At 37.2% G+C, this 12,416-nt stretch carries 9 protein-coding genes; all 9 read left to right on the plus strand.

Going from position 1 to position 12,416, the window contains the following annotated elements; genetic code table 11:
- The first annotated feature begins 26 nt into the window (after positions 1-26).
- The 9 genes from eboE (at position 27) to U1E44_RS07855 (ending at position 12,231) form a co-directional block, all read left to right on the plus strand.
- Positions 27-1,238, plus strand: coding sequence for a metabolite traffic protein EboE (eboE, locus tag U1E44_RS07815; RefSeq protein ID WP_322930507.1), 1,212 nt, complete (start codon positions 27-29; stop codon positions 1,236-1,238).
- Positions 1,231-2,604 (plus strand): alkaline phosphatase family protein, encoded by a 1,374-nt coding sequence (locus tag U1E44_RS07820; protein ID WP_322930508.1) that lies wholly within the window; start codon positions 1,231-1,233, stop codon positions 2,602-2,604. Before eboE ends, U1E44_RS07820 begins: the two co-directional genes overlap by 8 nt.
- Before the next feature lie 6 nt (positions 2,605-2,610).
- Positions 2,611-2,973, plus strand: a complete 363-nt coding sequence (locus U1E44_RS07825) for a transmembrane 220 family protein (protein WP_322930509.1) — start codon at positions 2,611-2,613, stop codon at positions 2,971-2,973.
- Between the two features lie 209 nt (positions 2,974-3,182).
- Positions 3,183-3,650 carry a nuclear transport factor 2 family protein gene (locus U1E44_RS07830; RefSeq protein ID WP_322930510.1) on the plus strand — a complete coding sequence of 156 codons (468 nt, stop codon included), beginning with the start codon at positions 3,183-3,185 and terminating at the stop codon, positions 3,648-3,650.
- Between the two features lie 168 nt (positions 3,651-3,818).
- Positions 3,819-4,370, plus strand: coding sequence for a hypothetical protein (locus U1E44_RS07835; RefSeq protein ID WP_322930511.1), 552 nt, complete (start codon positions 3,819-3,821; stop codon positions 4,368-4,370).
- A gap of 680 nt (positions 4,371-5,050) precedes the next feature.
- Complete coding sequence (locus U1E44_RS07840; protein WP_322930512.1) at positions 5,051-5,707, plus strand: ankyrin repeat domain-containing protein; 657 nt, start codon at positions 5,051-5,053, stop codon at positions 5,705-5,707.
- Between the two features lie 205 nt (positions 5,708-5,912).
- Positions 5,913-10,739: a RecQ family ATP-dependent DNA helicase gene (locus U1E44_RS07845; RefSeq protein WP_322930513.1), complete on the plus strand. Its 4,827-nt coding sequence runs from the start codon at positions 5,913-5,915 to the stop codon at positions 10,737-10,739.
- Positions 10,740-11,073: 334 nt separating this feature from the next.
- Positions 11,074-11,250: a DUF4411 family protein gene (locus U1E44_RS07850; RefSeq protein WP_322930514.1), complete on the plus strand. Its 177-nt coding sequence runs from the start codon at positions 11,074-11,076 to the stop codon at positions 11,248-11,250.
- Between the two features lie 438 nt (positions 11,251-11,688).
- Positions 11,689-12,231: an HNH endonuclease gene (locus U1E44_RS07855; protein ID WP_322930515.1), complete on the plus strand. Its 543-nt coding sequence runs from the start codon at positions 11,689-11,691 to the stop codon at positions 12,229-12,231.
- Positions 12,232-12,416: the final 185 nt, after the last annotated feature.

Consider the following 12,416-nt stretch of genomic DNA (forward strand, 5'->3'; position numbering starts at 1 on the left):
AACAGCCAACAAACACCAGCAAAAAAATGTTCATAAACCAAAAATACCACCTTTCGTACTGTACCAATATCCATCCGGGAGAAGATTGGGCAGAAACCTTTGACAATATAGAAAAGTTTGTACCTGAAATTGCTTCTAAAGTTGCAGACGGACAAGCTTTTGGTATTGGGTTACGTCTGTCTAATGTAGCCAGTGAAGAATTGGGTTTAGGCAATACCTTAAAAGAATTTAAATCTTGGTTAGATAGGAATAACTTGTATGTCTATACCATGAACGGTTTTCCGTATGGCAATTTTCACCGAGAAAAAGTCAAAGATTTTGTACATCATCCGGATTGGACTACGGACGAAAGGGTAGCCTACACGATCCGCCTTTTTAAGCAATTGGCTTTTTTATTGCCCAAAAATCAATACGGAAGCATCTCCACAAATCCTATAAGCTATAAATATTGGCATGGCTCTCAGGAACAAGATTTGGAGCAAGTGTATAAGGTAAGCGCCTTAAATTATGCCAAAGTCATTGCATCACTTTGTGAAATAGAAAAAGAAACCGGCAAGCTGCTGCAACTCAGCATTGAACCAGAGCCCGATGGACTCATGGAAAATAGTACGGAAGTAGTATCTTATTTTAAGCAGTATTTGGTGCCTATAGGAGCTGATTATCTAGTGAGCGAATTGGGTGTTGATGCAGATGAGGCAGAAAGGTTGGTATACAAGCATATCAACGTATGTTATGATGTGTGTCATTTTTCTTTAGCCTACGAAGATCCGGAATATTCATTTAAAACCTTTAAAGACGCAGGAATCGCTATTGGAAAAATACAAATTAGCGCAGCACTGAAAATAATTTTTAATAAGGATGAGGTGGAAGAGACCTGGAACACCTTGTCCCTGTTTAATGAATCTACTTACCTGCATCAGGTTACGGAGAAAGTAGGGGATAAGGTTATTACCTATACCGATCTTCCTGTAATTTTGGATCGGTCAAAAGAGTTTAAAGAAATTAGGGCTCATTTTCATGTCCCCATATTTTTAGAACGCTTCGGCACCTTATTATCGACCCAAGATCAAATTCTAAAGGTGCTCAACTATCTAAAAAACTATGAGGTAACCCAACATTTGGAGGTAGAAACCTATACTTGGGGTGTATTGCCCACAGCGCTCAAAACCAATTTGTCCGATTCTATTAGTAGAGAACTCCTTTGGATGAAGGGAAAATTAACAGAAACAAATGCATAAAACGGTTGTTATTAATATTGTGGGCCTTTCACCGCGACTTATAGGCGAATACACTCCGTTTATAAATCAATTTATAAATAAAGGGAAATCGACCACCATCCACCCCGTGCTTCCCGCAGTAACCTGCACCGTGCAAGCTACCTATGTAACTGGTAAATGGCCTGCAGAACACGGTATAGTGGCCAACGGCTGGTATTTTGATGAAGAGTGCGAAGTAAAGTTTTGGCGACAATCCAATAAATTGGTACAGTCGGAAAAAATTTGGGAAGCCTTAAAAGCGGAAGACCCTACATTTACCTGCGCCACTATGTTTTGGTGGTACAATATGTATTCTTCGGCCGATTATAGTGTTACCCCAAGACCCAATTATTTGGCTGATGGCCGCAAAATTCCCGACATCTATTCGCATCCGGCCGGACTAAGAGATATTCTTCAGGAAAGACTGGGACAATTTCCCTTATTTCATTTTTGGGGTCCAAAAACCTCTATAAAATCCAGTAAGTGGATTGCGGATGCCTCGATTATAAATGACGAATTAAACGATCCGACCTTAACGCTGATTTATCTACCTCATTTGGATTATAACCTGCAACGTCACGGGAATAATTTTGATAAGATCAAAACTGATCTGCTAGAAATAGATACCATTGTAAAAGATTTGGTAACCCATTATGAAAAAAAGGATAGTCGTATCTTACTCCTTTCAGAATATGGCATTACCGATGTGCATCACCCTATTCACCTCAATAGAATTTTAAGGGAACATGATTATGTAGCCATTCGTTTAGAACGTGGTCTGGAACTTTTAGATCACGGTGCCAGCAAAGCGTTCGCAGTTGCCGACCATCAGCTGGCACATGTCTATTTGAATGATAAAAGTCTTTTAGAAAAGGTGAAAACCATTTTAAAAGAGGTAAAGGGTGTTGAACAGGTGTTTACAGGACAGGAAATTGAAAAGGCAAATCTAAATCATGAGCGTTGCGGCGATTTGGTAGTTGTGGCCGACAAAGATTCTTGGTTTACCTACTACTATTGGTTAGACGATGCCAAAGCACCGGATTTTGCCCGAATGGTAGACATTCATAAAAAACCGGGATACGATCCGGTGGAAATGCTTACCGATCCTAAAGACCCGTTTGTGGTTCCCAAAGTCATTTGGAAATTGGTCAGGAAGAAATTGGGTTTTAGAACCCTAATGAATATTATTCCTTTAAAGGCAAATTTAATTAAAGGTTCTCATGGCCGCATTCCCGAAAGTGCAGCAGATCATCCGGTGCTTATTAGCAATGCACCGGCGTATATTCCCTCCGATCCGGTATTGGGAGTAGATGTATCTAATATTATTAAAGCACACTTAAAATCATAACATAAGATGAAGCTATTTTTTAAAGGGTTTGGTTTTGTATTTGCTGCTCTTTTTATCTGGGCTGCAATTATGCAATATAATGATCCCGACCCTTATGTCTGGTATGCCATTTATGGTATTGCAGCAATAGTCTCTGTTGCTTTTGCTTTGAACAAGCTCTCTTTTAACCTGACCGTTCTCCTGGCTTTTGCCTATTTGTTGGACGGAATTGTAACTTGGCCCGCTAAATTTGAAGGCTTAGAAATAGGTCAGGGAGATATAAAAAATATAGAAGAAGGGCGGGAAGCCCTAGGCTTACTTTTCTGTGCGGGCATCTTTTGTATCTATGCACTTCGGTTACGTTATGTAAAAGGCGTAGAAAGGGGGTAAGGTCGTTTTGCTTTAAGATTATTTTGTTCTGGAATGCCTTTCTTGGGATAACAGTGGATAACTATAAAGGGTATAAGAACAGTAAAATTTACTAGATTAGTGGTATCCGCATAAAGTGGAACTATGAACACCGGTGTTCATAGCCATACATAACAACACTGTTGTTTATAGTGCTATGTTAGGTACAATTTGAATCAATAAAATCGCATATGAAAACACATTTGAAAATATTACTTTCTATTTCTTTACTTTTTTCATTAACTAACCAAATAATTGCCCAGGATGCTACCAAAGCCCATAAGGATTCGTTGGAAACAATTGTTAAGAAATATTATGATTTAAACCTTAAAATATTTCAAGCAAATTCTATAGTAGAGGACATCGACAACATCTTTGAACTTTTTACGGACGACTTTACGTATGTTCATCCAAAATATGGCGGAATATACACAAGAGAGGATTTGTATAGTGGATATGTCCGAAACCAAAAAAATGGAGGTTATGATGGAAAAGTCACGGATATTAAAATACATAACAAAATTGTCGGACTGAACGCAGTCGTTGTGCAAAAAAGTTTTGTGGAAAAAAAAGATGGAAAAATCAAAGATGGAAAACCAGAAATGACACTTTTTGAATTTAGGCACGGTAAAATATCTCGAATCTTTGAGTATTGGTAATGAAATAGAAAACTGTACCTAACAGCGGTTTGGCGCAATAGCTACTTTTACAATAAACAACACGTTCGATTTTCCGCTGGAAAATCTTATATTAGCAAGAAAATAATCGTTCACGCAGCCGCTACTGCGCCAAGCCGCGGAACGTTGTAGCACATTTAAGAAAACCCAATGGCAACATACCAATTTCTAACATTTGTACTTCCAAAAAAGCCTATTGAAGAAAAATATGGAGAAATACCAAAACAGCTTGAAATTAAACACACTGAATGGGAAGAATATTGGGAAAACTACGATATGGAATTGAATGACTCACCTGAACCTGAATTTGAAGATGCGATTTCAACAAAATGGTGGAAAGGAATAGAAATAGACATTGAGGAATTAAGAAACGATGTTGACAAAATAATTACTCGTGCGGAATGGAATGGCGGAAAGAGTTGGAAAACTGAAAAATCGGATTTTGACCACGATTTGAGCATTGACTATGACGATAAAGAAAATTATATAGATGATTTTAGATTTCGAACTGATTTGAGAGATACAAATTTGGATTTCCTAAATGGAATGTTGGAATTATGTGACCGGAATAAATGGATTTTAATGGACGAAAACGGAAATTTAAGTGAACCAAAAATTCAAAGTATAGCTGAATTAATCAAAGAATCTCGAGCACATATGTTTATTGCAAACCCAGAAGAATTCTACAACACTTTAAAATAAAAAAACGTGCTACAACAATGTATAACCGCAATTACGGCGGATTCGACTGCGTCCGAATCCACGCGTAATTGCTAACTTTCGAGTTTACTTGAAAAACCTTGTATATTTAGCCGTAACTGCGGTTATACTAAACGTTGGTGCTCATATAAATTGACTTTCGGTTAAAAAGAATGATCTGATTTTTAATGGAAAAAATCACTCGAAAAACCGACCTCGATTGAATGAAAAAACTGACCGAATTTTGACTCGGAATAAATTGCCGAAATGAGGATTTTAGGTAACGGAAAAACTGAATTTACGCGCGGAACGAATTACCGAATTGAGAATTTTAGGTGAAAGGAAAACGAAATTTATGTTCGGAATGAATACACGAAACGCAGAATTTCACGATTCGAATTTGATTTTAGGTGAGCGACAGACCGAAAATCCGAGCCGAGAAAAAACTAAACGGAACGAAATTAGCCGGATTGAAAAACCTGACTAAAATCGAAAACCGGAACTGAATTTTAAACCGAAAAAAATACGAGCACCAACACTGTGTATAGCTCATTGCGGGGCAAGTGATTGACTCGAAAGTTTGCGATTTTTTGCTAACTTTACGACTTACTCGAAACGACTCGCTGTTTTATCCGCACTACGCATAGCCTAGACCGTTGGGCGTCATACAAAACATCAGACGAATGAAAGAACTAATTGAAATAATTAAGATAGGTGATAACAATCAGTTAGCAAATAAACTGGATCAAGACCCTTCACTTGCAGACAGCAAAACCGAACAGGGAATTTCAATATTGCAATTTGCTGCATATTGTCGAAATATGGAAGCGGTTCAAATTATAAGAAGGCACAAATCTCACCTCGATATTTTCGAAGCAGCGACTTTAGGTGAAGTTGAAAGAGTTAAGCAACTATTGGAAGAAAAACCTGAATTATTAAATGACTATTCGAATGACGGTTTTACCTTATTGGGTCTTGCCGCATTTTTTGGTCATTTAGATTTAGCCCAAGAACTTCTTGAAAAAGGGGCTGACCCTAATATTGCAGCAAATAATCAATTCAAAGTTGCCCCAATACATTCTGCTTGTGCGACTTCAAATTTGGAAATGGCGGTACTTCTTATCAAAAACGGGGCTGATGTGAATGCAAAGCAAATGCAAAATGTGACCCCAGCTCATTCCGCTGCCCACAACGGACAAACAGAGCTTGTGCAACTACTTTTTGACAATAAAGCAGATATTAATGCAAAAATGGAAAATGGACAGACACCTCTGTCAATGGCAGAAGAAGCAAAATTTAAAGAAACTGCGGACTATATTAGAAAATTGGGTGGAAAATAAAAGTACGAACGCCCAACAATGTATAAACGTAATGCGGGCGAAAGTGCTAAATTTAAATGAATTGACTATAAACAAACATATTGCTAAACGGAAAGTGAAGTGCTTCTAATCCCGCACTACGCTTATACTTGACCGTTGAGGCACATGCAAAAAAGACAGTTAAAACATCAAAAATGATAAACAATTTGAATCTGAATAACTGAGCGTGAACTCTATTGCATTCATTGATACCGAGATTGAGCCAAAGAGCCGAAAGATTCTTGACATTGGAAGTGTTAAGGGTGATGGAAGTTCTTTTCACAAAACTTCGGTTGCTGGGTTCATTCAATTTCTGAACGGAACACGATTCATCTGCGGACATAACATTTTTAATCACGATATAAAGTATATTGGTAAAGCAATCACTGATGCTGGAATAAACTCTACAAACGTCATTGACACCTTGTTTCTTTCTCCCTTACTTTTCCCGACCAGACCTTACCATGCTTTATTGAAAGACGATAAGCTTCAATCAGAAGACACAAACAATCCTTTGAATGATTCCATCAAAGCAAAAGATTTATTCTATGATGAAATTGCAGCATTTAAACAAACAAACGAAATACTTAAACAAATATTCTATTTGCTCCTGAATGATAAAAAAGAGTTCCGCTCTTTTTTCCGTTTCATAACATACACAAGTGAATCCAAGGATCTTGAAAAATTGATTCGCCAAAAATTTGAAAATGAAATTTGCAAACAAGTTGACCTTTCCAAGATAATTTCAGAAAACCCAATTGAACTTGCCTACTGCTTATCGCTTGTAAACTCTTTCATTGAGCACAAAAAAATTCATTCAATCACACCACCTTGGGTACTGAAAAATTATCCGGAAGTTGAAAGAATCATGTTTCGCTTGCGAAACCAGCCTTGCGTGAGTGGTTGTGAGTATTGCAACAACGCCTTAGACATTCATAAAGGATTGAAAAGGTTTTTTGGCTTTGATTCGTTTAGAACATACGGAGGTGAGCCACTCCAAGAAAAAGCAGTTAAGGCAGCAGTTGACAACAAATCAATGCTTGCGGTTTTTCCGACTGGTGGCGGAAAGTCAATTACCTTTCAAGTTCCAGCATTAATGAGTGGTGAAGCTGCCAAAGGCTTGACGGTTGTGATTTCCCCCTTGCAATCTCTGATGAAAGACCAAGTTGACAACCTTGAAAAAATAGGGATTACAGAAGCGGTAACCATAAATGGTTTACTTGACCCGATTGAAAGAGCTAAATCTTTTGAACGAGTAGAAGATGGTTCAGCAACCATTCTTTACATCTCGCCTGAATCACTTCGTTCAAAGACCATTGAGAGATTGATTTTAGGTAGAAAAGTTGTCCGTTTTGTTATTGACGAGGCTCACTGTTTTTCTTCATGGGGTCAAGATTTTAGAGTTGACTACCTATATATTGGTGATTTCGTTAGACAACTTCAGGAAAAGAAAAATCTTGAGGATGGCATTCCCGTTTCGTGTTTTACCGCAACTGCAAAACAGAAAGTGATTGAAGATATTCACGAATACTTCAAAGAAAAGCTTTCTCTCGACCTTGAGCTTTATACATCCAAAGCATCAAGGACAAATCTTCAGTACAAAGTTTTTGAAAAGGGGAACGAGGAAGAAAAATATCAGGCAGCAAGAGATTTGATTGAGGAGAAGAATTGTCCGACTATAATCTATGTTTCAAGAACCAGAAAAGCCTATCTGCTTGCAGAACGACTAACCAAGGATGGTTTTAATGCCAAACCCTACCATGGAAAGATGGACAAACAAGAGAAGTCCGAAAATCAAGATTCATTTATCAACGGTGAAACCCAAATTATGGTGGCAACCTCTGCTTTCGGAATGGGAGTTGACAAAAAAGACGTTGGTATGGTGATTCATTATGAAATTTCCGATTCACTTGAAAACTACATTCAGGAAGCAGGAAGAGCCGGCAGAGATGAAAATATTGTTGCTGACTGCTTCGTATTGTTTAACGAAGAAGACTTAAGTAAACATTTCATTCTATTGAACCAAACGAAACTTTCAATCAAAGAGATTCAGCAAATCTGGAAAGCGATAAAAGACATTACTAGATTCCGATTAAAAGTTTCAAACTCTGCTTTAGAAATTGCACGAAAAGCAGGCTGGGACGATAATGTGGTTGAAATTGAAACCAGAGTAACAACAGCTATTGCAGCCTTAGAAGATGCAGGGTATTTAAAGCGAGGGCAAAATATGCCGAGAATTTTCGCCAACAGTATCCTCTCAAAGAATGCACAAGAAGCCATTGACAAAATCAACGCTTCGGAAAGATTTGAGGAAAAGCAGAAAGAAAAAGGTATCCGAATCATCAAGAAACTTTTTTCAAGCAAAAGCAGAAAGCAGTCAAGTGAAGATCCTGCTGAATCAAGAATTGATTACATCAGCGATCATCTGGGAATTGTGAAAGAAGAAGTGATAAACATTGTCAATCTTCTTCGTGAGGAAAAGATTCTGGCTGATGCAAAAGATTTGACTGCCTTCATCAAGAAGGGTGAAAACAAAAATCGCTCTCTCAATATCGTTGAATCATTCGGCAAAATTGAAAATTTTCTTTTATCAGTTTTTGAGGAACAGGAAAAAACATTTCACGTCAAAGAATTGAATGAGGAAGCCGAACAGAAAAGTTGTGATGATGTATCTCCAAATAAGATTAAAACTGTCATCAATTTTTGGGTAATCAAGAATTGGATTAAGCGACAAAACCTTCAATACTCAAAGAACCATATTGCTGCTATTTCGCTTCATCCGAGGGCTTTGCTGAAAGAGAAATTAGAGAAGCGGCACGAGTTGGCAAAGTTCATTATAGAATTTCTTCATGAGAAAAGTAATTTGAATGTAACTGAAGATGAAGTTGAAAAAGAAGAAGTATTAGTTGAGTTTTCAGTTCATGAATTAAAAACAGCTTATGAAAACCACCAAAGTCTTTTCAAGCTTGAAATTGGTATCGATGATGTTGAGGATACCCTCTTTTATCTTTCAAGGATTGAGGCAATCAAAATTGAAGGTGGGTTTCTTGTTGTTTATAACCGACTTACTATTGAACGAGTTGAGCAGGACAACAAAAAACGCTATAAAGTTGAAGATTATCAAAAGCTGAATCAGTTTTACGAAAACAAGGTTCAACAAATTCATATTGTTGGTGAGTATGCCAAGAAAATGATAAGTGACTACAAAGATGCTTTACAATTTGTAGAAGATTATTTTCAACTCAACTATCAATCGTTTCTCAATAAATATTTCAAAGGCAGCCGTCAGAATGAAATCAAACGCAACTTAACACCTGCCAAGTTCAGACAGCTTTTCGGAGAACTTTCGCCAACGCAATTGAAAATCATAAATGACAATGAAACAAAACACATTGTTGTAGCTGCTGGGCCTGGAAGCGGGAAGACAAGAGTGTTGGTTCACAAACTTGCTTCATTGCTTTTGATGGAAGATGTAAAACATGAGCAGTTGCTTATGGTGACTTTTTCAAGAGCGGCAGCAACAGAATTCAAAAAACGTTTGCTTAAACTAATTGGCAATGCAGCAAATTATATCGAAATAAAAACCTTTCATTCCTATTGCTTTGACTTATTGGGGAAGGTTGGCAGCTTGGAAAAGTCAGATGAAATTTTGAGAAAAACGATTGATAAAATTAAGAGTAGAGAAGTTGAGCCAAGTCGAATTACAAAAACCGTTTTGGTGATTGACGAAGCACAGGACATGGATGAAGATGAGTTCAACTTAATAAATGCCTTGATGGAACAGAACGAAGAAATGCGAGTAATTGCAGTTGGTGATGACGACCAGAATATTTATGAATTCAGAGGAGCAAGTTCAAAATATCTTGAGCAGTTTATTCAGGTGAACAAGGCGGTCAAACATGAGCTAGTTGAGAATTACAGAAGCAAAAGCAATCTTGTTGATTTTACAAATCAGTATGTAACAAGAATCCATCACCGTTTAAAAGACATTCCAATTATTGCCAAACAAACCGACAATGGAAAAATAAAACTGGTTCGATATCAAAGCGGGAATCTCATTACTCCGCTTGTACATGACTTGCATACAACCGAGCTTACAGGCACTACTTGTGTACTTACAAAAACAAATGAAGAAGCACTTCAAATCACAGGATTGCTTTTGAAAAACGAAATGCAAGCGAGGTTGATTCAGACAAATGACGGTTTCAGTTTGTATAACCTTTCGGAAGTCAGATTCTTTTTGAGTCAACTGAATTTAGCTGACGATGTTTTCATAATCAGTAATGATGTTTGGGCAAATGCTAAACGGGAATTGATAAATAAGTTTCGCAACAGCACAAAGTTGGAAGTATGTACGAACATCATTAAGGATTTTGAAGCGACCAATCCAAAGAAGAAATACAAATCTGATTTGGAGGTTTTCATTCGCGAATCCAAACTTGAAGATTTTTTCAACGAGAATGGTGAAACAATTTTCGTTTCAACCATTCATAAAGCAAAGGGTAAAGAGTTTGACAATGTTTTCCTGATGCTTGAAAATTTTAATCCTGCAACGGATGAAGCCAAGAGACAGTTGTATGTTGCCATGACAAGAGCAAAACAGAATTTGACAGTACATATTAACTCAAACTTTCTTGACAAACTTTCCGCAGAAAATTTAGAACGAATTGAGGATAGTGAAATTTACCTACCACCAAAAGAGTTGGTAATGCATTTAACCTACAAAGATGTTTGGCTTGACTACTTCGTAAATAGACAACATTTAATTTCTCAACTCATGAGTGGGAATGTATTGACTTTGAACGGTGATGAATGTTTGAACCTGCACGGTCAATCAGTTTTGAAGTTTTCACAGCTCTTTTTGAGACAAATTGAGAGCTTAAAGGAGAAGAATTATATGCTGAAAAGTGTGAAAGTGAACTTCATCGTTTACTGGTTAAAAGAAGGAGCAGAACACGAGGTGAAAATTGTTTTACCGGAACTTTACTTTGAGAAACAACAGAATGAAGAATAAAAGCACGATGCCTTTAACTTCTTTAAAACCAAAATAGAAAAAGGTGAAATAATAATCATTGATAAAGTTTTTCAAGAATGCACATACAACTCCAAGGGGATTGTGCTTACAACTCTTGATTATCTTAACGATAAGACATTTTTAAAATCTTCAAAAGTCCCGTATAAGACCGACTCATTACTTGCCCCTTCACCAGCAAAATTTTTACGACAAGTTGAAAATCAATTTGTGAATACAGTTGTAAGGCGGCAAAAGAAACTTTCTGATACTGAATTTGAAAATCAAAAAAATTCATTTCTGAATGATGCAGATATGAAGCAAATAGCCACTTTGCTTGAATCTTATTAAGGATGGTGAAAGGGTTGTCCTCGTGACAGAAGAAACGGAAATCAGTAACGACAATAAACTTTTCAAGAAAATTCCTGCCATTTGCAAAGAATTACAAATTGAAACAATGACTTTACCCGAACTCATTGCAAAATATGACGGTATCGAAATTGATTTCCTATAGAAAACCTACGCCCAACATCACTTATACGCAAGCATGGGTTTTCCCGCTTGAACGTGACAGGCTGTGCTTCGTAGGACAGGAAAGTGGTAAAATGAACGTTCTGTTCTTTGTAGATTAGAAGGGTGCAAAAGTGATTTGCACACGAGTACAAACCAGGGACAGCAAAGCAACGATGGACACAGGGGCGGAATAATCATTGTAATGATGAAGGTCTCTATTGGGGTGGATTGCAGGGTTAACCAATTTAATGTTGGCCCTACTAATTTGAAAAGAATGCGTTATTTTTGTATATTATGTTTAAATTACCGTGTAATGGGAGATGATCTGGCACGGTGTCCTATATGAACAAATAGACAGGTGTCAGACTCTGGGTAAAACGCCTTGCGTTTGCGCTACGCAAACACGTTGGTACTAATTTCAAATAAAACAGTTAGAACAATGAGAAACTATTGGAATGAACAATGGAAGAAAGTTCAATTTGATGATGGAATTGCAGAAAATGAAAAGTTTAAAATCTCAAATTACGGACGAATTTTAAACTGTAAAGGCGAAACGGAATTTTTGGTTAAAAAGTCGTTCATTAATGGATACCAAAACCTTCCATTAAAACAAAAAATGAACGGAAAATCTACCAGCAGATACGTTCATAAACTTGTAGCTGAACATTTCCTTGAACGGAATGACGGAGTTTATGTCATCCATCTAAATTATGACAAAACCGACAATCGGCTAGAAAACCTAAAATGGGCAACCAAGAGAGAAAAAGAACTTCACCAATTTAACAATCCAAATTGGGAAGGAATCATTAAAAAAAGAAATAAAAATATTGGTAAATTGAACGAGGGAAAAGTGAAAATCATCAAACGCCAATTAAAAAACAACCGAACCAGAATTAATATGATTGCCAAGCGCTTTGGTGTGTCTGATACCCAGATTCACAGGATAAAAAAAGGAGAGAATTGGAGCTCAGTAACCATATAGTAAGTAGGCTTTCCGCCACGAATTTATAATCTGTGCCAATAAGCATGGCATAACGTTGAAGGAATACCGGTTCATAGATTGCCAAACCACGCGAGCCATTTGCATATCCTTGTAAGTGGAGTCTTTGCGTTCTATTCTTGGCAGCTACATTACGGGGTACATAATTATATGAACTTTAAAGCGTT

The organism is Aurantibrevibacter litoralis, assembly GCF_034651555.1.
GTDB classification, from domain to species: domain Bacteria; phylum Bacteroidota; class Bacteroidia; order Flavobacteriales; family Flavobacteriaceae; genus Aurantibrevibacter; species Aurantibrevibacter litoralis.

Bases quoted from the DNA above. Each gene is read 5' to 3' on its own strand.
- U1E44_RS07825 (WP_322930509.1), top strand. From the start codon at position 2,611: ATGAAGCTATTTTTTAAAGGGTTTGGTTTTGTATTTGCTGCTCTTTTT.
- U1E44_RS07820 (WP_322930508.1), top strand. From the start codon at position 1,231: ATGCATAAAACGGTTGTTATTAATATTGTGGGCCTTTCACCGCGACTT.
- U1E44_RS07835 (WP_322930511.1), top strand. From the start codon at position 3,819: ATGGCAACATACCAATTTCTAACATTTGTACTTCCAAAAAAGCCTATT.
- U1E44_RS07855 (WP_322930515.1), top strand. From the start codon at position 11,689: ATGAGAAACTATTGGAATGAACAATGGAAGAAAGTTCAATTTGATGAT.
- U1E44_RS07830 (WP_322930510.1), top strand. From the start codon at position 3,183: ATGAAAACACATTTGAAAATATTACTTTCTATTTCTTTACTTTTTTCA.
- U1E44_RS07840 (WP_322930512.1), top strand. From the start codon at position 5,051: ATGAAAGAACTAATTGAAATAATTAAGATAGGTGATAACAATCAGTTA.
- eboE (WP_322930507.1), top strand. From the start codon at position 27: ATGTTCATAAACCAAAAATACCACCTTTCGTACTGTACCAATATCCAT.